Origin of the sequence: Enterobacter sp. BIDMC 30 (assembly GCF_000534355.1) — a bacterium.
Lineage (GTDB): Bacteria > Pseudomonadota > Gammaproteobacteria > Enterobacterales > Enterobacteriaceae > Enterobacter > Enterobacter ludwigii.
This window is the reverse complement of sequence record NZ_KI973169.1, coordinates 4,117,617-4,139,831: the sequence shown is the minus strand read 5'-3', so window position 1 is coordinate 4,139,831 and position 22,215 is coordinate 4,117,617. Positions and strand designations below refer to the sequence as shown.

General features: G+C 53.8%; 20 protein-coding genes. 18 read left to right on the top strand and 2 right to left on the bottom strand.

Translation table 11 applies throughout. From position 1 onward, the window contains the following. Positions 1–64: 64 nt before the first annotated feature. The 18 genes from pyrH to tilS all read left to right on the top strand — a co-directional run bounded on the left by pyrH (position 65) and on the right by tilS (position 21,700). Positions 65–790, top strand: a complete 726-nt coding sequence (gene pyrH / locus L466_RS02925; RefSeq protein WP_003856194.1) for a UMP kinase — start codon at positions 65–67, stop codon at positions 788–790. A 166-nt stretch (positions 791–956) separates the two neighbouring features. Further along, positions 957–1,514 (top strand): ribosome recycling factor, encoded by a 558-nt coding sequence (gene frr, locus L466_RS02930; RefSeq protein WP_014168702.1) that lies wholly within the window; start codon positions 957–959, stop codon positions 1,512–1,514. Between the two features lie 95 nt (positions 1,515–1,609). Beyond that, positions 1,610–2,809 carry a 1-deoxy-D-xylulose-5-phosphate reductoisomerase gene (ispC, locus tag L466_RS02935; RefSeq protein WP_020882617.1) on the top strand — a complete coding sequence of 400 codons (1,200 nt, stop codon included), beginning with the start codon at positions 1,610–1,612 and terminating at the stop codon, positions 2,807–2,809. Between the two features lie 186 nt (positions 2,810–2,995). Next, positions 2,996–3,754: a (2E,6E)-farnesyl-diphosphate-specific ditrans,polycis-undecaprenyl-diphosphate synthase gene (ispU, locus tag L466_RS02940; protein ID WP_014168704.1), complete on the top strand. Its 759-nt coding sequence runs from the start codon at positions 2,996–2,998 to the stop codon at positions 3,752–3,754. 12 nt (positions 3,755–3,766) lie between these two features. After that, positions 3,767–4,624 carry a phosphatidate cytidylyltransferase gene (cdsA, locus tag L466_RS02945; protein ID WP_032679640.1) on the top strand — a complete coding sequence of 286 codons (858 nt, stop codon included), beginning with the start codon at positions 3,767–3,769 and terminating at the stop codon, positions 4,622–4,624. An 11-nt stretch (positions 4,625–4,635) separates the two neighbouring features. Further along, a complete protein-coding gene (gene rseP, locus L466_RS02950; protein ID WP_020882618.1) occupies positions 4,636–5,988 on the top strand; it encodes a sigma E protease regulator RseP in 1,353 nt (450 codons plus the stop codon). 31 nt (positions 5,989–6,019) lie between these two features. Continuing rightward, entirely contained in the window at positions 6,020–8,437 is a 2,418-nt protein-coding gene (gene bamA, locus L466_RS02955; RefSeq protein WP_014168707.1) for an outer membrane protein assembly factor BamA, read from the top strand. A gap of 122 nt (positions 8,438–8,559) precedes the next feature. Further along, positions 8,560–9,054 carry a molecular chaperone Skp gene (gene skp / locus L466_RS02960; protein WP_020882619.1) on the top strand — a complete coding sequence of 165 codons (495 nt, stop codon included), beginning with the start codon at positions 8,560–8,562 and terminating at the stop codon, positions 9,052–9,054. A gap of 3 nt (positions 9,055–9,057) precedes the next feature. Continuing rightward, a complete protein-coding gene (gene lpxD, locus L466_RS02965) occupies positions 9,058–10,083 on the top strand; it encodes a UDP-3-O-(3-hydroxymyristoyl)glucosamine N-acyltransferase (RefSeq protein ID WP_014168709.1) in 1,026 nt (341 codons plus the stop codon). Between the two features lie 103 nt (positions 10,084–10,186). Next, positions 10,187–10,642 (top strand): 3-hydroxyacyl-ACP dehydratase FabZ, encoded by a 456-nt coding sequence (fabZ, locus tag L466_RS02970; RefSeq protein ID WP_010426706.1) that lies wholly within the window; start codon positions 10,187–10,189, stop codon positions 10,640–10,642. A gap of 3 nt (positions 10,643–10,645) precedes the next feature. Further along, on the top strand, positions 10,646–11,434 hold the full coding sequence (gene lpxA, locus L466_RS02975) for an acyl-ACP--UDP-N-acetylglucosamine O-acyltransferase (protein WP_020882620.1): 789 nt from the start codon (positions 10,646–10,648) through the stop codon (positions 11,432–11,434). Beyond that, positions 11,434–12,582: a lipid-A-disaccharide synthase gene (gene lpxB, locus L466_RS02980; RefSeq protein WP_032681631.1), complete on the top strand. Its 1,149-nt coding sequence runs from the start codon at positions 11,434–11,436 to the stop codon at positions 12,580–12,582. The genes lpxA and lpxB overlap by 1 nt, the downstream gene beginning before the upstream one ends. Next, positions 12,579–13,175: a ribonuclease HII gene (gene rnhB, locus L466_RS02985; protein ID WP_014168714.1), complete on the top strand. Its 597-nt coding sequence runs from the start codon at positions 12,579–12,581 to the stop codon at positions 13,173–13,175. The genes lpxB and rnhB overlap by 4 nt, the downstream gene beginning before the upstream one ends. A 38-nt stretch (positions 13,176–13,213) precedes the next feature. Continuing rightward, on the top strand, positions 13,214–16,696 hold the full coding sequence (gene dnaE, locus L466_RS02990) for a DNA polymerase III subunit alpha (RefSeq protein WP_032681629.1): 3,483 nt from the start codon (positions 13,214–13,216) through the stop codon (positions 16,694–16,696). A gap of 12 nt (positions 16,697–16,708) precedes the next feature. Beyond that, the gene (accA, locus tag L466_RS02995; protein ID WP_014168716.1) at positions 16,709–17,668 is read left to right on the top strand and encodes an acetyl-CoA carboxylase carboxyl transferase subunit alpha; all 960 of its coding nucleotides are present in this window, start codon (positions 16,709–16,711) and stop codon (positions 17,666–17,668) included. Positions 17,669–17,768: 100 nt separating this feature from the next. Then, positions 17,769–19,901 (top strand): lysine decarboxylase LdcC, encoded by a 2,133-nt coding sequence (locus tag L466_RS03000; protein WP_014168717.1) that lies wholly within the window; start codon positions 17,769–17,771, stop codon positions 19,899–19,901. 65 nt (positions 19,902–19,966) lie between these two features. Beyond that, positions 19,967–20,356: a VOC family protein gene (locus L466_RS03005; protein WP_014168718.1), complete on the top strand. Its 390-nt coding sequence runs from the start codon at positions 19,967–19,969 to the stop codon at positions 20,354–20,356. A gap of 57 nt (positions 20,357–20,413) precedes the next feature. Further along, positions 20,414–21,700 (top strand): tRNA lysidine(34) synthetase TilS, encoded by a 1,287-nt coding sequence (gene tilS, locus L466_RS03010; protein ID WP_032681627.1) that lies wholly within the window; start codon positions 20,414–20,416, stop codon positions 21,698–21,700. Between the two features lie 28 nt (positions 21,701–21,728). Here the strand turns inward: tilS and rof are convergent, their stop codons facing one another. Together rof and L466_RS03020 are read right to left on the bottom strand one after the other, a co-directional pair. Next, positions 21,729–21,989 (bottom strand): Rho-binding antiterminator, encoded by a 261-nt coding sequence (gene rof, locus L466_RS03015; protein ID WP_014168720.1) that lies wholly within the window; start codon positions 21,987–21,989, stop codon positions 21,729–21,731. Further along, positions 21,976–22,176 (bottom strand): YaeP family protein, encoded by a 201-nt coding sequence (locus tag L466_RS03020; RefSeq protein WP_014168721.1) that lies wholly within the window; start codon positions 22,174–22,176, stop codon positions 21,976–21,978. The genes rof and L466_RS03020 overlap by 14 nt, the downstream gene beginning before the upstream one ends. Positions 22,177–22,215: the final 39 nt, after the last annotated feature.

Genomic DNA, 22,215 nt, shown 5'->3' with positions numbered 1-22,215 from the left:
TGCGACATATCATGTCGCCAGAATTAACCCCCATCTTAATCGTTGACAGTCTCAGGAAAGAAACATGGCTACCAATGCAAAACCCGTGTACAAACGCATTCTGCTTAAGCTGAGTGGCGAAGCGCTGCAGGGATCGGAAGGCTTCGGTATTGACGCAAGCATCCTTGACCGCATGGCACAGGAAATCAAAGAACTGGTCGAACTGGGTATTCAGGTTGGCGTGGTCATTGGCGGTGGCAACCTTTTCCGTGGTGCTGGTCTGGCGAAAGCGGGGATGAACCGCGTTGTGGGCGACCACATGGGTATGCTGGCAACCGTGATGAATGGCCTGGCAATGCGTGATGCGCTTCATCGCGCCTATGTGAACGCCCGCCTGATGTCCGCAATCCCATTGAATGGCGTCTGCGATAACTACAGCTGGGCAGAGGCGATTAGCCTGCTGCGCAACAACCGCGTGGTGATCCTCTCCGCCGGTACGGGTAACCCGTTCTTTACTACCGATTCCGCTGCCTGCCTGCGCGGTATCGAGATCGAAGCCGATGTGGTTCTGAAAGCGACCAAAGTGGATGGCGTGTTTACTGCCGACCCGGCAAAAGATCCGTCTGCCACCATGTACGATCAGCTGAGCTACAGCGAAGTGCTGGAAAAAGAGCTGAAAGTGATGGATCTTGCCGCCTTTACGCTGGCTCGTGACCACAAACTGCCGATCCGTGTCTTCAACATGAACAAACCTGGCGCACTGCGTCGCGTGGTCATGGGTGAAAAAGAAGGCACTTTGATCACGGAATAATTTCCGTCGGCGATAAATACAGGTAAGATTCCGCTTTATTTTGTAGTGGTATCTTACCTGGGCGCGCCTTTGGCGTTGTCAGAATTAAACGCGACTATACTTAGCACACCTGTAGCGCTGTGCTGGCGGATAGTCTGCCTGAGACAAGTTTTCAAGGATTCGTAACGTGATTAACGAAATCAGAAAAGATGCTGAAGTACGCATGGAAAAATGCGTAGAAGCGTTCAAAACCCAAATCAGCAAAATCCGTACTGGCCGTGCTTCCCCAAGCCTGCTGGATGGCATCATCGTAGAATACTACGGCACGCCAACGCCACTGCGTCAACTGGCGAGTGTTACCGTTGAAGATACCCGTACGCTGAAAATCAACGTCTTCGATCGTTCTATGAGCCCAGCGGTTGAGAAAGCGATCATGGCGTCTGACCTGGGTCTGAACCCAAGCTCTGCGGGCGCTGACATTCGCGTTCCACTGCCTCCACTGACGGAAGAACGTCGTAAAGACCTGATCAAAGTCGTTCGTGGTGAAGCTGAGCAGGGTCGCGTATCCGTGCGTAACGTACGTCGTGATGCGAACGATAAACTCAAAGCGCTGCTGAAAGAAAAAGAGATCAGTGAAGATGACGATCGTCGTTCTCAGGACGACATTCAGAAGATGACGGATGCTGCGATCAAGAAAATTGATGCGGCGCTGGCAGATAAAGAAGCGGAACTGATGCAGTTCTGATTTCTGTCGTACACTGATAAACGCCGTTCAGAAGGACTTCGGGTCTTGCTGGCGGCGTTTTGCTTTTATCTGGTCTAACTTTTTTCGGGCATCTCATGAAGCATTTAACACTCCTTGGCTCAACCGGCTCTATCGGTTGCAGCACTCTCGACGTTGTTCGCCATAATCCTGAACATTACACCGTGACCGCGCTGGTGGCCGGTAAGAATGTGCAGCGTATGATCGAACAGTGCCTGGAGTTTACGCCTCGCTATGCGGTTATGGATGACGAAGAGAGCGCCCGCCTGCTCACTGCGCAGTTGCGTGAGAAAGGCTGTCGTACCGAAGTCCTGAGTGGCCAGCAGGCGGCCTGCGACATGGCTGCGCTGGATGAGGTTGATCAGGTCATGGCGGCAATCGTAGGGGCTGCAGGGCTGCTACCGACGCTTGCCGCTATTGATGCCGGTAAAGAGGTTCTGCTGGCTAACAAAGAGTCGCTGGTGACCTGCGGACGTCTCTTTATGGAGGCGGTGAAGCAGCGCGGGGCGCGTCTTTTACCGGTCGACAGCGAGCACAACGCGATTTTTCAGAGTTTACCGCAACCTTTTCAACAGAACCTGGGGTACGCTGACCTGGAGCAGAATGGCGTTGTATCGATTTTGCTTACCGGGTCAGGTGGCCCGTTCCGTGAAACGCCACTGTCTGAACTGAGCGCAATGACGCCTGAGCAGGCGTGCCGTCATCCGAACTGGTCAATGGGCCGTAAAATCTCCGTTGACTCCGCCACCATGATGAACAAAGGTCTGGAATACATTGAAGCGCGCTGGCTGTTCAATGCGTCGGCGAAACAGATGGAAGTGCTGATCCACCCGCAATCGGTGATTCACTCGATGGTGCGCTATCAGGATGGCAGCGTCCTTGCGCAACTGGGCGAACCGGACATGCGCACGCCTATCGCGCATGCCATGGCGTGGCCGAATCGGGTGAAGTCCGGGGCGAAACCGCTCGATTTTTGCAAGCTGAGTTCACTGACCTTTAGCGAACCGGACTACGATCGTTATCCGTGTCTGAAGCTTGCGATGAAAGCCTTTGACCAGGGGCAGGCGGCGACGACGGCACTTAATGCAGCTAATGAAATTACCGTTGAGGCATTTCTGAATCAGCAAATCCGATTTACCGATATTGCGACGTTGAATTTATCGGTACTGGAAATGATGGATTTGCGCGAACCACAAAGCGTGGAAGAGGTGCTGGCGGTGGATGCACAGGCTCGCGTTATTGCACGTAAGCAGGTGACACGCCTCGCAAGCTGGTGATAAAGCAAGCACTAGTGGTTGTGCTATTTGTTAGCGTTGGGCTTCAGTGATATAGTCTGCGCCACCTGATCGCAGGTATTTGACTTTACGTGGTCAGGTAAGCCGTGGTTTGACACGGCTTTTTTACGTATAGGCTTCAGTATTCCTGAGTACCGTTAAATCCTTTTCAGGGACCAAAAACGCGTTATGTTGTCTGCGAATCAACCAATAAGCGAAAACTTGCCAGCTCATGGCTGCCGTCATGTAGCAATCATTATGGATGGCAACGGCCGCTGGGCGAAAAGACAAGGGAAGATACGAGCCTTTGGGCATAAAGCTGGGGCGAAATCTGTTCGCCGCGCCGTTTCTTTTGCCGCCAATAACGGCATTGATGCGTTAACGCTCTATGCTTTTAGCAGTGAAAACTGGAATCGACCGCCGCAGGAAGTGACCGCGTTGATGGAATTGTTTGTGTGGGCGCTCGATAGCGAAGTAAAAAGCCTGCACCGCCACAACGTCCGTCTGCGTATTATCGGCGAAACCAGTCGTTTTAACTCACGTTTGCAGGAACGGATTCGTAAAGCAGAAGCGCTGACTGAAAATAATACCGGTCTGACGCTCAATATCGCGGCGAATTACGGTGGACGCTGGGATATTATCCAGGGCGTTCGGCATCTGGCCGAACAGGTTCAGGAAGGGCTGTTGAGACCCGACCAAATTGATGAAGAGGCGCTGAGTAAGCAAATCTGCATGAATGAACTGGCACCTGTGGATTTGGTAATTAGGACAGGGGGAGAACATCGCATCAGTAACTTTTTGCTGTGGCAAATTGCCTACGCCGAACTTTACTTTACTGATGTTCTTTGGCCCGATTTTGATGAACAAGACTTTGAAGGTGCGCTGCATGCCTTTGCCAATCGAGAGCGTCGTTTCGGCGGCACCGAGCCAGGTGGCGACAAAGCCTGATGGGGGTAGCTTTTGCTGAAGTATCGCCTGATTTCCGCTTTTGTATTAATACCCATTGTCATTGCGGCGCTGTTTTTACTGCCCCCGGTGGGATTCGCTATTTTGACGCTGGTGGTCTGCATGCTCGCCGCGTGGGAATGGGGTCAGTTTAGCGGCTTTACCTCACGCACTCAGCGGGTATGGCTGGCGGTACTCTGTGGCTTTATCCTGGCCCTGATGCTGTTTACCTTGCCTGAATATCACCATGATATTCACCAACCGCTGGTTGCCGGTTCCCTTTGGGTATCGCTGGGCTGGTGGGTTGCCGCGCTGCTGCTGGTGCTTTTTTACCCAGGTTCCGCGGCATTCTGGCGTAATTCAAAAGTGTTGCGTCTTATTTTTGGCCTGCTCACAATTGTTCCTTTTTTCTGGGGTATGGTCGCACTGCGCGCCTGGCACTATGACGAAAACCACTACAGCGGCGCGATCTGGCTGCTTTATGTGATGATTCTCGTCTGGGGGGCTGACTCTGGGGCCTATATGTTTGGTAAACTGTTTGGCAAACATAAACTGGCGCCAAAAGTGTCTCCGGGCAAAACCTGGCAAGGATTCATCGGCGGCCTGTTTACGGCAGCAATCATTTCCTGGGGCTATGGCGTCTGGGCGAATCTGGAAGTGGCACCGTCAATACTGCTGGTGTGCTCTATTTTTGCTGCGCTGGCCTCGGTACTCGGTGATTTAACCGAAAGTATGTTTAAGCGTGAAGCAGGGATTAAGGACAGCGGACACCTGATTCCAGGACATGGCGGTATACTGGATCGCATTGATAGCCTGACAGCGGCTGTTCCAGTGTTTGCGTGCTTGCTTTTACTGGTATTCGGGACGATTTAACGGAAGGTTTTATGCTGAGCATTCTCTGGAATCTGGCGGCGTTCATTGTTGCACTGGGTGTACTGATTACCGTGCATGAATTTGGCCATTTCTGGGTTGCTCGCCGTTGCGGTGTGCGGGTAGAGCGGTTTTCCATCGGTTTTGGTAAATCACTCTGGACGCGCACTGACCGCCACGGCACAGAATTTGTCATCGCTCTTATCCCGCTTGGCGGCTACGTTAAGATGCTCGACGAACGCGTTGAGCCTGTCGCCCCTGAGCTACGACACAGCGCATTCAACAACAAAACCGTTGGACAACGCGCCGCCATCATCGCTGCCGGGCCGGTAGCCAACTTCATCTTTGCTGTTTTCGCCTACTGGCTGGTGTTTATCATCGGCGTGCCTGGCGTGCGTCCGGTTGTGGGTGAAATTGCGCCTGATTCCATCGCGGCGAGTGCGCAAATTACGCCGGGGATGGAACTTAAAGCGATTGATGGCATCGAAACCCCTGATTGGGATGCCGTGCGTCTGCAGCTGGTAGCCAAAATTGGCGATCGGCAGACAACATTCAGCGTGTCGCCGTTTGGTTCTGACCAGCGGCAGGACAAAGTGCTCGATTTACGTCACTGGCGTTTCGAGCCAGACAAAGAAGATCCCGTCTCTGCGCTGGGCATTCGTCCACGCGGTGCGCAGATTGAGCCGGTATTAGCCGAAGTACAGGCAAACTCGGCTGCCAGCAAAGCAGGTTTGCAAGCGGGCGACAGGATCGTTAAAGTCGATGGTCAACCATTAACAGAGTGGATGACCTTTGTTACTCTGGTGCGCGATAATCCGGGCACGTCGCTCGCGCTGGAAGTTGAAAGGCAGGGCAGTCCGCTTTCGCTGACGCTGACTCCGGATACGAAGTCGGTCGGCAAAAAGGCAGAAGGGTTTGCAGGCGTTGTGCCGAAAGTCATCCCGCTGCCAGATGAGTACAAGACAATACGCCAGTATGGGCCGTTCAGCGCCATCCTTGAAGCCACGGATAAAACATGGCAACTGATGAAGCTGACGGTAAACATGTTGGGGAAATTGATAACCGGTGATGTGAAACTGAACAACCTCAGTGGGCCAATTTCAATAGCTCAGGGGGCTGGGATGTCAGCGGAGTTCGGGGTGATTTACTATCTCATGTTTCTTGCGCTCATTAGCGTGAACCTTGGGATAATCAACCTGTTCCCGCTTCCCGTTTTAGACGGGGGTCATCTGCTGTTTTTGGCGATTGAAAAGCTAAAAGGCGGGCCGGTATCCGAGCGAGTTCAAGACTTTAGTTATCGCATTGGCTCGATTTTGCTGGTGCTGTTAATGGGGCTTGCACTTTTCAATGATTTCTCTCGGTTGTAAGAGAGTTAGTTAGGAAGAACGCATAATAACGATGGCGATGAAAAAGTTGCTCATAGCGTCGCTGCTGTTTAGCAGCGCCACCGTATACGGTGCTGACGGGTTCGTAGTGAAAGACATTCATTTCGAAGGCCTTCAGCGTGTCGCCGTTGGTGCGGCCCTCCTCAGTATGCCTGTGCGCCCCGGCGATACGGTTAATGATGATGACATCAGTAACACCATCCGTGCTCTGTTTGCCACTGGCAACTTCGAGGATGTCCGCGTCCTGCGCGATGGTGATACGCTTCTGGTTCAGGTAAAAGAACGTCCGACGATCGCCAGTATCACCTTCTCCGGTAACAAGTCGGTGAAAGATGACATGCTCAAGCAGAACCTTGAAGCATCTGGCGTACGTGTGGGGGAATCCCTGGATCGCACAACCCTTTCAGACATAGAAAAAGGTCTGGAAGACTTCTATTACAGCGTGGGTAAATACAGTGCCAGCGTGAAAGCGGTTGTGACGCCGTTGCCACGTAACCGTGTTGACCTGAAACTGGTCTTCCAGGAAGGTGTTTCTGCGAAGATTCAGCAGATCAACATCGTGGGTAACCACGCGTTCAGCACCGATGAACTGATCTCTACGTTCCAGCTGCGCGACGAAGTGCCATGGTGGAACGTGGTGGGCGATCGTAAATACCAGAAGCAGAAACTGGCGGGCGACCTTGAAACCCTGCGCAGCTACTATCTGGATCGCGGTTATGCCCGTTTCAACATCGACTCGACTCAGGTCAGTCTGACGCCAGACAAGAAAGGCATCTACATTACGATTAACATCACAGAAGGCGATCAGTACAAGCTTTCTGGTGTTGACGTGAGTGGTAACCTGGCAGGCCATTCTGCTGAGATCGAATCGCTGACCAAAATTCAGCCGGGCGAGCTGTATAGCGGGTCTAAAGTGACTAAAATGGAAGACAGCATTAAGAAGCTGCTCGGCCGCTATGGTTATGCTTATCCGCGTGTACAAACTCAGCCTGAAATCAACGACGCGGATAAAACTGTGAAGCTTCACGTTAACGTTGATGCGGGTAACCGTTTCTACGTGCGTAAGATCCGCTTCGAAGGTAACGACACCTCCAAAGATTCCGTCCTGCGTCGCGAGATGCGTCAGATGGAAGGCGCATGGTTAGGTAGCGACCTTGTTGACCAGGGTAAAGAGCGTCTGAACCGTCTGGGCTATTTCGAAACGGTTGATACCGATACCCAGCGTGTTCCGGGCAGCCCGGATCAGGTTGATGTCGTTTATAAAGTCAAAGAGCGTAACACCGGTAGCTTTAACTTCGGTGTGGGCTACGGTACTGAAAGTGGCGTCAGCTTCCAGGTCGGCGTACAGCAGGATAACTGGCTGGGTACGGGTTACTCCGTAGGTATCAACGGTACCAAAAACGACTACCAGACCTACTCTGAGTTCTCTGTTACCAACCCATACTTCACCGTAGATGGTGTGAGCCTGGGCGGTCGTATCTTCTATAACGACTTTAAAGCAGATGACGCGGATCTGTCCTCTTACACCAACAAGAGCTACGGTGTAGATGGCACGCTCGGCTTCCCGGTTAACGAATACAACTCGCTGCGCGCTGGTTTAGGTTACGTGCATAACGACCTGTCCAACATGCAACCGCAGGTGGCGATGTGGCGTTATCTGGACTCTATTGGTCAGTCAACCAGTAAAAATGGGGACAACAACGGCTTTGCTGCTGATGACTTCACCTTCAACTATGGCTGGACCTATAACCGTCTCGACCGTGGTTACTTCCCGACGGAAGGTTCTCGTGTCAACCTGAACGGTAAAGTGACCGTTCCGGGTTCTGATAACGAGTTCTACAAGGTAACGCTGGACACCGCGTCCTACTTCCCAATTGATGACGACCACAAGTGGGTCGTCCTGGGTCGTACCCGTTGGGGCTATGGCGATGGTTTAGGTGGCAAAGAACTGCCATTCTATGAGAACTTCTACGCCGGTGGTTCCAGCACCGTTCGTGGCTTCCAGTCCAACAACATTGGTCCGAAAGCGGTCTATTACGGCGGTAACGACACCGATAACTGTAATAAATCGTCGTCTTCTGAAGTCTGTAGCTCTGATGATGCGGTGGGCGGTAACGCCATGGCCGTTGCCAGCCTGGAGTTCATCACACCAACGCCGTTCATCAGTGATAAATACGCAAACTCAGTCCGTACATCCATCTTCTGGGATGCCGGTACTGTATGGGATACCAACTGGGAGAATACTGCCCAGATGCGTGCGGCAGGCGTACCAGACTACAGCGATCCGAGCAATATTCGCATGTCTGCAGGTATCGCATTACAATGGATGTCACCGCTGGGGCCGTTGGTCTTCTCTTACGCCCAGCCGTTTAAGAAATACGATGGAGACAAAGCGGAGCAATTCCAGTTTAACATTGGTAAAACCTGGTAATAATCCGCTGCAATGGAATGCGTTGGCAGTGTAGCGCTGACAACTGGCGATCGGTAACACGATCGCCTTGCCACGCAAAGAACGGTACCTTCTGGTGCCAATGGGATGGTAAGGAGTTAATTGTGAAAAAGTGGTTATTAGCTGCAGGTCTCGGTTTAGCGATGGCAACCTCTGCTCAGGCAGCAGACAAAATTGCAATCGTCAACATGGGTAATTTGTTCCAGCAGGTTGCACAGAAAACAGGTGTTTCTGCGACGCTGGAAAACGAATTCAAAGGCCGTGCAAGCGAACTGCAGGGTATGGAAAACGATCTTCAGTCCAAAATGCAGCGTCTGCAGCGTGATGGTTCTACCATGAAAGCGAGCGACCGTAGCAAACTGGAAAAAGACGTAATGGCTCAGCGTCAGACGTTCTCCCAGAAAGCGCAGGCTTTCGAGCAGGATCGTCAGCGTCGTTCTAACGAAGAGCGTGGCAAGCTGGTGACTCGCATTCAGACTGCTGTTAAAGCAGTAGCTGCCGATCAGAGCATCGATCTGGTTGTTGATGCGAATGCCGTTGCTTTCAACAGCAGCGATGTTAAAGACATCACCGCTGATGTTCTGAAACAGGTTAAATAAGTAATGCCTTCAATTCGACTGGCTGATTTAGCTCAGCAGTTGGATGCAGAATTACACGGTGATGGCGATCTCGTCATCACCGCTGTTGCGTCCATGCAATCTGCTAAAGCCGGCACTATTACCTTCATGGTAAGCCCTAAGTACCGTGAGCAACTGGCTCAATGCCAGGCGTCAGCTGTTGTTCTGACGCAGGACGATCTTCCGTTTGCCACTGGAAGCGCGTTGGTAGTGAAAAATCCCTACCTGACGTATGCACGCATGGCACAAATTCTTGATTCCACGCCGCAGCCGGCGCAGGACATTGCTGCCAGTGCAGCTATTGATCCGACGGCTCAGCTTGGTCACAACGTGGCAGTTGGCGCAAATGCCGTTATCGAATCTGGCGTGGTGCTGGGCGATAACGTTGTCATTGGCCCAGGTTGCTTCGTTGGGAAAAATACGAAAATCGGCGCCGGGACCCGTTTATGGGCCAACGTGTCTGTTTACCATGAAGTAGAAATTGGCGAAAATTGCCTCATTCAGTCCAGCACAGTGATTGGTTCTGATGGCTTTGGCTACGCTAACGATCGTGGTAATTGGGTTAAGATCCCACAGCTTGGTCGCGTGATTATCGGCGATCGTGTTGAGATCGGTGCTTGTACCACCATTGACCGTGGTGCACTTGACGATACGATTATTGGCAATGGTGTTATCATCGATAATCAGTGCCAGATTGCGCATAACGTTGTGATTGGCGACAATACCGCGGTTGCGGGTGGCGTTATCATGGCGGGCAGCCTGAAAATTGGCCGTTACTGCATGATCGGCGGTGCGAGCGTGATTAATGGCCATATGGAAATATGCGACAAGGTGACCGTGACAGGAATGGGCATGGTAATGCGTCCTATCACCGAACCTGGCGTCTATTCCTCTGGCATCCCGCTGCAACCCAACAAGGTATGGCGTAAAACAGCTGCTCTGGTGATGAATATTGATGATATGAGCAAGCGACTCAAGTCTCTTGAGCGCAAAATCGATCAACAAGACTAAGCGTTCATCCGTTTAATGCTATATTCCCCGGCCTGTCGGCTTTCTTATAAACCGGCAGGCCGTGTTATTATTTTTATCAGTACATTTTGACAGGAAGAGTATTTTGACTACTGACACTCATACTCTGCATATTGAAGAGATTTTAGAACTTCTGCCGCACCGCTACCCGTTTTTGCTGGTAGACCGTGTGCTGGATTTTGAAGAAGGTCGTTTTCTGCGCGCAGTGAAAAATGTTTCCGTGAACGAGCCGTTCTTCCAGGGACACTTCCCGGGTAAACCTATCTTCCCGGGTGTGTTGATTCTGGAAGCGATGGCACAGGCTACCGGTATTCTTGCGTTTAAAAGCGTGGGCAAACTGGAGCCGGGTGAGCTGTACTACTTCGCGGGTATCGATGAAGCGCGCTTCAAGCGTCCTGTCGTGCCTGGTGATCAGATGATCATGGAAGTCACTTTTGAAAAAACGCGTCGCGGCCTGACTCGCTTCAAAGGCGTAGCTCTGGTTGACGGCAAAGTTGTTTGCGAAGCGACTATGATGTGTGCTCGTAGCCGGGAGTCTTGATACGTGATTGATAAATCCGCCTTTATTCATCCTACCGCCATTGTGGAAGTCGGTGCCATTATTGGTGCTAACGTCCATATTGGCCCATTTTGTATTGTTGGACCCCATGTCGAAATTGGTGAGGGTACAGTACTGAAATCTCACGTTGTCGTGAATGGTCATACGACTATTGGCTGCAATAACGAGATCTATCAGTTCGCTTCCATCGGCGAAGTAAACCAGGATCTTAAATATGCTGGTGAGTCGACCCGTCTGGAAATCGGCGATCGTAACCGCATTCGCGAAAGCGTCACCATTCATCGTGGAACAGTACAGGGTGGTGGATTGACGAAGGTGGGCAGCGACAACCTGTTTATGGTTAATGCGCATATCGCGCACGACTGTACGGTAGGTAACCGCTGTATTCTTGCCAACAACGCAACGCTGGCAGGACACGTATCGGTAGATGATTTCGCAATTATTGGCGGCATGACCGCAGTCCATCAGTTCTGCATCATTGGTGCACACGTGATGGTCGGCGGATGCTCCGGTGTGGCGCAGGATGTCCCACCGTTCGTCATTGCGCAGGGTAACCATGCCACGCCGTTTGGCGTGAACATCGAAGGCCTCAAGCGTCGTGGCTTTAGCCGCGAAGCGATTACTGCAATCCGCAACGCGTACAAACTGTTGTACCGTAGCGGTAAAACGCTGGAAGAGGCGAAGCCGGAAATTGCCGAGCTGGCGGAGAAGCACCCTGAAGTGAACGAGTTCATGACGTTCTTTGACCGTTCCACAAGGGGTCTGATTCGTTAATGGTCGACAGTCGTCCGCTTACGATAGCCCTGGTCGCCGGAGAAACCTCCGGCGATATTCTTGGTGCAGGTCTTATCCGTGCGCTCAAGGCCCGGGTACCCAATGCGCGCTTTGTAGGCGTTGCTGGCCCGCTGATGCAGGCCGAAGGCTGTGAAGCCTGGTATGAAATGGAAGAGCTGGCCGTGATGGGCATCGTTGAGGTGCTGGGTCGCCTGCGTCGTCTGCTGCACATTCGTGCCGATCTCACCCGTCGCTTTACCGAACTCAAACCCGATGTGTTTGTCGGTATCGATGCACCGGATTTCAACATTACCCTCGAAGGGAATCTGAAGCAGAAGGGCATCAAAACCATTCATTATGTCAGTCCGTCCGTCTGGGCGTGGCGACAGAAACGCGTTTTCAAAATCGGACGGTCAACCAACCTGGTGCTGGCTTTTCTGCCTTTCGAAAAAGCGTTTTACGACAAATTTAATGTCCCGTGCCGTTTTATCGGTCATACCATGGCGGATGCAATGCCGCTGGATCCGGATAAAAACGCGGCGCGCGATGTGCTGGGTATTCCTCATGATGCGCACTGTCTGGCACTGCTGCCCGGTAGCCGTGGTGCAGAAGTCGAGATGCTCAGCGCGGACTTCCTGAAAACGGCGCAAATCCTTCGCAAGACCTATCCTGACCTCGAAGTGGTTGTGCCGCTGGTAAATGCAAAACGTCGCGAGCAGTTTGAGCGCATCAAGGCGGACGTTGCTCCGGATCTCCATGTTCATCTGCTGGACGGGAAGGGCCGTGAGGCGATGGTCGCAAGCGACGCCGCATTGCTGGCCTCGGGCACCGCTGCGCTGGAGTGTATGCTGGCGAAGTGCCCGATGGTGGTTGGCTATCGCATGAAGCCGTTCACCTTCTGGCTGGCGAAACGTCTGGTGAAAACGGACTATGTCTCTCTGCCAAACCTGCTTGCCGGGCGCGAGCTGGTGAAAGAGCTTCTGCAGGATGAGTGCGAGCCGCAGGCGCTGGCCGATGCGTTGTTACCGCTACTGGCCGATGGCAAAACCAGCCACCAGATGCATGATACGTTCCGCGAACTGCATCAGCAGATCCGCTGTAATGCCGATGAACAAGCGGCTGAAGCGGTGCTGGAGTTAGCAAAATGATGGAATTTATTTATCCTCACACCCACCTCGTGGCGGGTGTGGACGAAGTCGGTCGTGGCCCGTTAGTGGGTGCAGTGGTGACCGCTGCGGTGATCCTCGATCCTGCTCGCCCGATTATCGGGTTAAACGACTCTAAAAAATTGTCTGAAAAGCGCCGTCTGGCGCTGTTTAGTGAGATTCAGGAAAAGGCGCTGGCCTGGAGCCTGGGGCGTGCAGAGCCGCATGAGATCGACGAACTCAATATTTTGCATGCCACTATGCTGGCGATGCAGCGTGCAGTGGCGGGTCTGAAAATTACCCCGGAGTATGTCCTGATTGACGGAAACCGCTGCCCTGCGTTGCCGATGCCGTCAATGGCGGTGGTGAAAGGCGATAGCCGGGTCGCAGAAATCAGTGCGGCTTCTATCATTGCCAAAGTGACGCGTGATGCCGAAATGGCCGCGCTGGACCTCACTTACCCTCAGTATGGCTTCGCCCAGCATAAGGGTTATCCAACGGCCTTTCATCTGGAAAGGCTGGCTGAACATGGCGCAACTGAACATCACCGACGCAGCTTTGGCCCGGTGAAACGCGCGCTGGGACTGGTGTCCTGAATCAATACGCAAGCAATTAAGTAACGCGGAATCTGAAGATGGCTGAACCACGTTTCGTACACCTGCGGGTGCATAGCGACTACTCCATGATCGATGGGCTGGCGAAGACCGGGCCGCTGGTAAAAAAGGCGGCCTCGCTTGGCATGCCTGCGCTGGCGATCACCGATTTTACCAACCTGTGCGGCCTGGTGAAGTTCTACGGAGCGGCACATGGCGCGGGGATGAAACCCATCGTTGGTGCGGATTTTCACGTCCAAAGCGATCTTATTGGCGATGAATTGACGCAAATCTCCGTGTTAGCGATGAATAACGTAGGGTATCAAAACCTTACTCTGCTTATCTCCAAAGCCTATCAGCGCGGCTATGGCGCACTGGGGCCCTGGATCGACCGGGACTGGCTGGCTGAGCTGAACGACGGGCTGCTGCTGATCTCCGGCGGCCGTATGGGTGATGTCGGCAAATGTCTGCTGCGTGGCAACAGTGCGCTGGTGGATCAGTGCGTGTCGTTCTATGAAGAACATTTCCCGGATCGTTACTACCTTGAGCTGATCCGCACCGGTCGGCAGGACGAAGAGAGTTACCTGCACGCCGCGGTTGCGCTGGCTGAAGAACGCGGCCTGCCCGTGGTGGCAACCAATGACGTGCGTTTCCTTGAGCCTGGCGATTTTGACGCGCATGAGATTCGCGTCGCGATTCATGATGGCTTCACGCTTGACGATCCGAAACGTCCGCGCAACTACTCGACTCAGCAGTACATGCGCAATGAAGAGGAGATGTGCGAACTCTTCTCCGATATCCCGGAAGCGCTGGAGAACAGCGTAGAGATAGCCAAACGCTGTAACGTCACCGTGCGCCTTGGCGAATACTTCCTGCCGCAGTTCCCGACCGGGGACATGACCACGGAAGATTTCCTGGTCATGAAGTCAAAAGAAGGCCTCGAAGAGCGTCTGGAATTCCTCTTCCCGGATGAAGAAGAGCGTAAAAAGCGTCGTCCAGAATATGACGAGCGCCTGGATATTGAACTCCAGGTGATCAACCAGATGGGTTTCCCGGGCTACTTCCTGATCGTTATGGAGTTTATCCAGTGGTCGAAGGATAACGGCGTACCGGTTGGACCGGGGCGTGGCTCCGGTGCGGGCTCGCTGGTGGCCTATGCACTCAAAATTACCGACCTCGACCCGCTGGAATTTGACCTGCTGTTCGAACGTTTCCTTAACCCGGAACGTGTCTCGATGCCCGACTTTGACGTCGACTTCTGCATGGAGAAACGCGACCAGGTTATTGAACACGTGGCGGACATGTACGGCCGCGACGCGGTATCGCAGATTATTACCTTCGGTACGATGGCAGCGAAAGCGGTTATTCGCGACGTTGGCCGTGTACTGGGGCATCCGTACGGTTTTGTCGATCGTATCTCTAAACTGGTGCCACCTGACCCAGGTATGACGCTGGCAAAAGCGTTTGAAGCTGAACCACAGCTGCCAGAAATCTACGAAGCCGATGAAGAAGTTAAAGCGCTGATCGACATGGCCCGTAAGCTGGAGGGCGTCACGCGTAACGCCGGTAAGCATGCGGGTGGAGTAGTTATCGCGCCAACCAAAATCACCGATTTTGCGCCGCTATACTGCGATGAAGCGGGCCAGCATCCGGTCACCCAGTTTGACAAGAACGACGTCGAATACGCCGGGCTGGTGAAGTTTGACTTCCTCGGTCTGCGTACGCTCACCATCATCAACTGGGCGCTGGAGATGATCAACGCCCGTCGCGAGAAGAACGGCGAGCCGCCGCTGGATATCGCGGCCATCCCGCTTGATGATAAGAAAAGTTTCGACATGCTGCAGCGCTCGGAGACCACCGCCGTCTTCCAGCTTGAATCCCGCGGCATGAAAGATTTGATTAAGCGCCTGCAGCCTGACTGCTTCGAAGATATGATCGCACTGGTGGCCCTGTTCCGTCCGGGCCCGCTACAGTCAGGGATGGTAGATAACTTTATCGACCGTAAGCACGGGCGTGAAGAGATTTCCTATCCGGATGTACAGTGGCAGCACGAGTGCCTGAAGCCCGTTCTGGAGCCAACCTACGGCATTATCCTGTACCAGGAACAGGTTATGCAGATTGCCCAGGTGCTCTCTGGCTACACTCTTGGCGGCGCGGACATGCTGCGTCGTGCGATGGGTAAGAAAAAGCCGGAAGAGATGGCCAAGCAGCGCGGCACTTTCGAAGAAGGCGCAAGAAAAAACGGTATTGATGGCGAGCTGGCGATCAAAATCTTTGACCTGGTAGAGAAATTCGCCGGGTACGGATTTAACAAATCCCACTCTGCTGCCTATGCTTTGGTCTCTTACCAGACGCTGTGGTTGAAAGCGCACTATCCTGCCGAATTTATGGCGGCGGTTATGACTGCCGATATGGACAACACCGAGAAGGTGGTTGGCCTGGTCGATGAGTGCTGGCGCATGGGGCTTAAGATCCTGCCGCCGGATATCAACTCCGGTCTCTATCATTTCCACGTCAACGAGCACGGGGAAATTGTTTACGGGATTGGCGCGATCAAAGGCGTGGGTGAAGGCCCGATTGAGGCGATCCTCGAAGCGCGTAACAGCGGCGGTTATTTCCGCGAGTTGTTTGATCTTTGCGCCCGTACGGACACCAAAAAACTGAACCGCCGCGTGCTCGAAAAACTGATCATGTCCGGCGCGTTCGACAGGCTGGGGCCGCATCGTGCCGCGCTGATGAACTCTCTCGGCGATGCGCTGAAAGCGGCGGATCAGCATGCCAAAGCGGAAGCGATCGGTCAGGCGGATATGTTTGGCGTACTGGCAGAAGAGCCAGAGCAGATAGAGCAGTCTTATGCCAGCTGCCAGCCGTGGCCAGAACAGGTGGTGCTGGATGGAGAGCGTGAAACGTTAGGTTTATACCTGACGGGGCACCCCATCACCCAGTACATCAAAGAAATTGAGCGCTATGTCGGAGGCTACAGGCTGAAAGACATGCATCCGACAGAACGTGGTAAAATCACCACGGCTGCGGGGCTCGTGATTGCTGCAAGGGTTATGGTCACCAAGCGCGGCAATCGTATCGGCATCTGTACGTTGGATGACCGTTCCGGGCGTCTGGAGGTGATGTTGTTCACCGACGCGCTGGATAAATACCAGCATTTGCTGGAAAAAGACCGCATACTTATCGTCAGCGGACAGGTCAGCTTTGATGACTTCAGTGGGGGGCTTAAAATGACCGCCCGCGAAGTGATGGACATTGACGAAGCCCGGGAAAAATATGCTCGCGGGCTTGCTATCTCGCTGACGGACAGGCAAATTGATGACCAGCTTTTAAACCGACTCCGTCAGTCTCTGGAACCCCACCGCTCGGGGACAATTCCAGTACATCTCTACTATCAGAGGGCGGATGCACGTGCGCGGTTGCGCTTTGGTGCAACGTGGCGTGTCTCTCCGAGCGATCGTTTACTTAACGATCTCCGTGGCCTCATTGGTTCGGAGCAGGTGGAACTGGAGTTTGACTAATACAGGAATACTATGAGTCTGAATTTCCTTGATTTCGAACAGCCGATTGCTGAGCTGGAAGCGAAAATCGATTCTCTGACAGCGGTAAGCCGTCAGGATGAAAAACTGGATATTAACATCGATGAAGAAGTGCATCGTCTGCGTGAGAAAAGCGTAGAACTGACGCGCAAAATCTTTGCCGATCTCGGCGCATGGCAGATCGCCCAGCTGGCGCGTCATCCACAGCGTCCGTACACCCTGGATTATGTCCGCCTGGCGTTTGACGAATTTGACGAACTGGCAGGCGATCGCGCTTACGCTGACGACAAAGCTATCGTCGGCGGCATCGCACGTCTGGACGGGCGCCCGGTGATGATCATTGGTCATCAGAAAGGCCGTGAAACCAAAGAGAAAATTCGTCGTAACTTTGGTATGCCGGCACCAGAAGGCTACCGTAAAGCCCTGCGTCTGATGGAGATGGCTGAGCGTTTCAAGATGCCCATCATCACCTTCATCGACACCCCGGGTGCGTATCCTGGCGTGGGCGCGGAAGAGCGTGGCCAGTCAGAAGCCATCGCGCGTAACCTTCGCGAGATGTCTCGCCTGAAGGTGCCGGTCATCTGTACCGTTATCGGTGAAGGGGGTTCCGGTGGTGCGCTGGCGATTGGCGTGGGCGATAAAGTGAATATGCTGCAGTACAGCACTTATTCCGTTATCTCCCCGGAAGGTTGTGCCTCTATTCTGTGGAAGAGCGCCGATAAAGCGCCTCTGGCTGCAGAAGCGATGGGCATCATTGCCCCACGTCTGAAAGAGCTGAAGCTGATCGACTCCGTGATCCCTGAACCTCTGGGTGGCGCGCATCGTAAGCCGGAAGTGATGGCGGCTTCCCTGAAAGCGCAGCTGCTGGCAGACCTGGCGGACCTGGATGTCCTGAGCACAGAAGATCTGCTCAACCGTCGTTACCAGCGTCTGATGACCTACGGTTACGCGTAAGCTTCACAATTATCCTAAAAGCCGCACATTGTTGCGGCTTTTTTTATGCCTGCCGTTTACCTTAACTATGCTTAGCTAATGTTTTTCAAGGAGGTAAACCGTGAACATCATCGCCATTATGGGGCCGCACGGCGTCTTTTATAAAGACGAGCCCATTAAGGAGCTGGAGCACGCCCTTCAGTCCCGCGGGTACCAGCTGATTTGGCCGCACAATAGCGCCGACCTGCTGAAATTTATCGAGCACAACCCTCGCATCTGTGGCGTGATCTTCGACTGGGACGAGTACGACATGGAGTTGTGCAGCGATATCAATAAGCTGAACGAATATCTCCCGCTGTACGCTTTTATTAATACCCACTCGACAATGGACGTGAGTGCTCATGATATGCGAATGGCGCTGTGGTTCTTTGAATACTCACTCGGTGTCGCGGAAGATATTGCGACCCGTATTCAGCAGTACACCGGTGAATATCTCGATAACATCACGCCACCGTTTACCCGCGCGCTGTTTACTTACGTCAAAGAAGGCAAATACACCTTCTGCACGCCAGGCCATATGGCAGGGACGGCCTATCAAAAAAGCCCGGTGGGTTGTTTGTTCTATGATTTCTTCGGGGGCAACACGCTTAAAGCGGACGTGTCGATTTCCGTCACTGAACTCGGATCGCTGCTCGATCACACCGGACCGCACCTGGAAGCTGAAGAATACATTGCCCGGACTTTTGGTGCCGAGCAGAGTTATATGGTGACCAACGGCACCTCGACATCAAACAAAATCGTCGGAATGTACGCCGCACCCGCCGGCAGCACCTTGCTGATTGATCGTAACTGCCACAAGTCGCTGGCTCATCTGCTGATGATGAGCGATGTCGTGCCGTTATGGCTCTCCCCGACGCGAAACGCGCTTGGGATCCTCGGCGGGATCCCGCGTCGTGAATTTAGCCACGCCGCGATTGAACATAAGGTCGCGGCGATCCCGGGGGCAAGCTGGCCGATCCATGCGGTCATCACTAACTCCACCTATGACGGTCTGCTCTATAACACCAACTGGATTAAGCAGACGCTGGATGTCCCGTCGATCCACTTTGACTCCGCGTGGGTGCCATACACCAACTTTCACCCGATTTACGCGGGAAAAAGCGGCATGAGCGGTGAGCGCGTGCCGGGCAAAGTATTTTTCGAAACGCAGTCGACGCACAAAATGCTGGCCGCGTTTTCTCAGGCCTCGCTTATTCACATCAAAGGCGAGTACGACGAAGAGACGTTTAACGAAGCCTTTATGATGCACACCACCACCTCGCCAAGCTATCCGCTGGTGGCCTCTATTGAAACGGCGGCGGCAATGCTGCGCGGGAATCCGGGCAAGCGTCTGATCAATCGGTCTGTGGAGCGGGCGCTGCATTTCCGTAAAGAAGTCCAGCGGCTTAAAGATGAAGCGGACGGCTGGTTCTTCGATATCTGGCAACCCGAAGAGATTGATGAGGCCGAGTGCTGGCCTGTCTCACCCGGCGAGAGCTGGCACGGTTTTCGCGATGCCGACGCCGACCATATGTTCCTCGACCCGGTGAAGGTAACGATCCTGACGCCGGGGATGGACGAACAGGGCACGATGAGTGACGAAGGCATTCCTGCTGCTCTGGTGGCAAAATTCCTTGATGAGCGTGGCGTAGTGGTGGAGAAAACCGGCCCGTATAACCTCTTGTTCCTGTTCAGTATTGGGATAGATAAAACCCGTGCGATGGGCTTATTGCGCGGACTGATGGAGTTTAAGCGCGCTTACGATCTCAACCTGCGGGTGAAAAATATGCTGCCGGATCTTTATGCTGAAGATCCTGACTTCTACCGCAATATGCGCATTCAGGATCTGGCTCAGGGGATCCATCGGCTGATCCGTCAGCACGATCTGCCGCGCCTGATGCTGCAGGCGTTTGACGTGCTGCCGGAGATGAAGTTGACCCCACACAAGGCCTGGCAACGTCAGGTGAAAGGGGAGGTTGAAACCGTTGAGCTGGAAAATCTGGTCGGGCGCGTGTCGGCTAACATGATCCTGCCTTATCCGCCGGGCGTACCGTTGTTGATGCCGGGGGAGATGATCACCGAAGAGAGTCGGGCGGTGCTCGATTTTCTGCTGATGCTCTGCTCAGTGGGGCGCCACTATCCGGGCTTTGAGACTGATATTCACGGGGCGAAGCGCGATGAGCAAGGGGTTTACTGGGTGCGAGTCCTAAAATAAGGGCGACAGCTTGCCAGGCCCGGGTTGTCGGTTGTAACGTTCAGGCATCATAAAAAGGAGAAGCTATGCTGGGTTTAAAACAGGTTCACCATATTGCGATCATTGCCACCGATTACGCAAAAAGTAAGGCCTTCTACTGCGATATTCTGGGCTTTACGTTGTTAAGCGAGGCTTACCGTGAGGAGCGTGACTCCTGGAAAGGCGATCTCGCTTTAAACGGGCAATATGTGATTGAGCTGTTCTCTTTTCCTTTTCCGCCAGCACGTCCGTCCCGCCCGGAAGCCTGCGGCCTGCGCCACCTTGCCTTTAGCGTCGACGACATTGATCGTGCCGTAAAACATCTGGAGACCCACGGCGTGAAGTGCGAAGCGATTCGTATCGATCCGTTCACCGACAAGCGTTTTACCTTTTTCAACGATCCGGATGGCCTTCCGCTGGAGCTTTACCAGCAGTAATTTCCACCCTGTGTGATAATGCCCGCTCAGTTCGGGCATTTTTATGTGTGATTTTCTATGACCCTACCCGCGATTGCTCAAGCCATTTCACCGTACCGCCAGCTGCTGGTGGGGTTTAGCGGTGGCCTGGATTCCACCGTTCTGCTCCACCGTCTCAAACTCTGGCGTGACAACGAGCCTGATATTCAGCTTCGGGCGATGCACATTCATCACGGGTTAAGCCCGCACGCGGATGCGTGGGTGGCACACTGCGAGGCGGTGTGTGCAGCATGGACGATCCCGCTGACTGTTGAACGTGTACATCTCCATGATGAGGGGCTGGGCATTGAGGCGCAGGCGCGTAAAGCACGCTATGCCGCTTTTGCCGCTAAATTACAGCCTGACGAAGCGCTGGTCACGGCGCAGCATCTCGATGACCAGTGCGAGACGTTATTACTGGCCCTCAAACGAGGAAGCGGCCCGGCGGGATTATCCGCGATGCCAGAACGGGCTGACTTCGCCGGATCGCACCTCCTTCGCCCACTGCTTGGCGAGACGCGAGCCTCGCTGGAAACGTGGGCACGGGAACACGGGCTGAGCTGGATTGAAGATGAAAGCAACCAGGATGACCGCTATGACCGTAACTTCCTGCGTCTGCGTGTCGTACCGCTTCTGAGCGAGCGCTGGCCGCACTTTGCAGAAGCGGCAGCACGCAGCGCCATGCTGTGCGCTGAACAGGAGAGTCTGCTGGATGAGCTGCTGAGCGAAGTGCTGGCGGAACTGATTACCGCACAGGGAGCGCTTACCATCGCACCGCTGGAAGCGATGAGCCCGGCGCGTCGGGCCGCATTGTTACGACGCTGGCTGGCCTCTCACGGTGCAGCTATGCCGTCGCGGGCAATGCTGGCTCGTCTCTGGGATGAAGTCGCCCTGGCGCGGGAAGATGCTACGCCGTGTGTGCACCTGAACGGTTTCGATGTCAGACGCTATAAAGGGGCGCTCTGGTGGGTTAAATCATCCCCCTCGCTCGCCGACAGGGTGCTTGACTGGCCGTCGCTTGCGGAACCGCTGCTGTTGCCCTGTGATGCCGGTCGTGTGTCTCTGGTGCCAACCGGCCATGTGCGTCTGCCTGAACCCGGGGAGCCAGTAACCGTGCGCTTTAAGGCGGGCGGAGTGCTGCATATTGTCGGGCGCAACGGAGGGCGGAAGCTGAAGAAAATCTGGCAGGAGAGCAATGTGCCGCCCTGGCGACGCGATACCACGCCGCTACTTTTCTACGGTGAAACGCTGATTGCTGCTGCGGGGGTATTCATTACGCAAGAGGGGTGGGCAGAAACGGGCGTGCAGTTTGAGTGGAAAGCGTAACGGGCAGCCGGGCTGCCCGTTAGTGTCATCAGGATTCGCTCACCACAACGGTGCCGATTTGCGGGTGGCTGAAGCTGGCAATTTTGTCCAGACGTAGCTCACGCGTCGCCCCGGCATCTTCCACTATCAGATATTCCACATTCTTTCGCGAAACCAGGTCGCTGGCTTTTGCCTTCAACACTTCGCCATCTTTTAGCTCCAGCGTCAGTATTAAATGATGCTGGCAGGCGAGTTCGAGGTTGTCATAGTCATCACAATTGATGGGTTGATAAGTTTCATTCATTGACATAATCGCTCACCAGTAAATTCGCCGCAGCATACGCTGCTTTTTCCCTGACCGATTCTGAAAGGCCCTCATCAGAGGCCACTTCATTAAGCACTTTCAATACACAGCCCAACGCGTCCGGGACATACCCCAGATCTCCGCTGGCGATTTCCGCATACCGTTTGCGAATTAACTCACAATAATTATTCACATCCCCTCCCGCCAGCGCACTGACTTACTGTGAGATATC

Excerpts from the sequence above, each read along its gene's own strand:
- rnhB (WP_014168714.1), top strand. The coding sequence starts at position 12,579 with ATGATGGAATTTATTTATCCTCACACCCACCTCGTGGCGGGTGTGGAC.
- tilS (WP_032681627.1), top strand. The coding sequence starts at position 20,414 with ATGACCCTACCCGCGATTGCTCAAGCCATTTCACCGTACCGCCAGCTG.
- ispC (WP_020882617.1), top strand. The coding sequence starts at position 1,610 with ATGAAGCATTTAACACTCCTTGGCTCAACCGGCTCTATCGGTTGCAGC.
- rof (WP_014168720.1), bottom strand. The coding sequence starts at position 21,989 with ATGTCAATGAATGAAACTTATCAACCCATCAATTGTGATGACTATGAC.
- ispU (WP_014168704.1), top strand. The coding sequence starts at position 2,996 with ATGTTGTCTGCGAATCAACCAATAAGCGAAAACTTGCCAGCTCATGGC.
- L466_RS03005 (WP_014168718.1), top strand. The coding sequence starts at position 19,967 with ATGCTGGGTTTAAAACAGGTTCACCATATTGCGATCATTGCCACCGAT.
- lpxD (WP_014168709.1), top strand. The coding sequence starts at position 9,058 with ATGCCTTCAATTCGACTGGCTGATTTAGCTCAGCAGTTGGATGCAGAA.
- rseP (WP_020882618.1), top strand. The coding sequence starts at position 4,636 with ATGCTGAGCATTCTCTGGAATCTGGCGGCGTTCATTGTTGCACTGGGT.
- dnaE (WP_032681629.1), top strand. The coding sequence starts at position 13,214 with ATGGCTGAACCACGTTTCGTACACCTGCGGGTGCATAGCGACTACTCC.
- lpxB (WP_032681631.1), top strand. The coding sequence starts at position 11,434 with ATGGTCGACAGTCGTCCGCTTACGATAGCCCTGGTCGCCGGAGAAACC.
- bamA (WP_014168707.1), top strand. The coding sequence starts at position 6,020 with ATGGCGATGAAAAAGTTGCTCATAGCGTCGCTGCTGTTTAGCAGCGCC.
- pyrH (WP_003856194.1), top strand. The coding sequence starts at position 65 with ATGGCTACCAATGCAAAACCCGTGTACAAACGCATTCTGCTTAAGCTG.
- accA (WP_014168716.1), top strand. The coding sequence starts at position 16,709 with ATGAGTCTGAATTTCCTTGATTTCGAACAGCCGATTGCTGAGCTGGAA.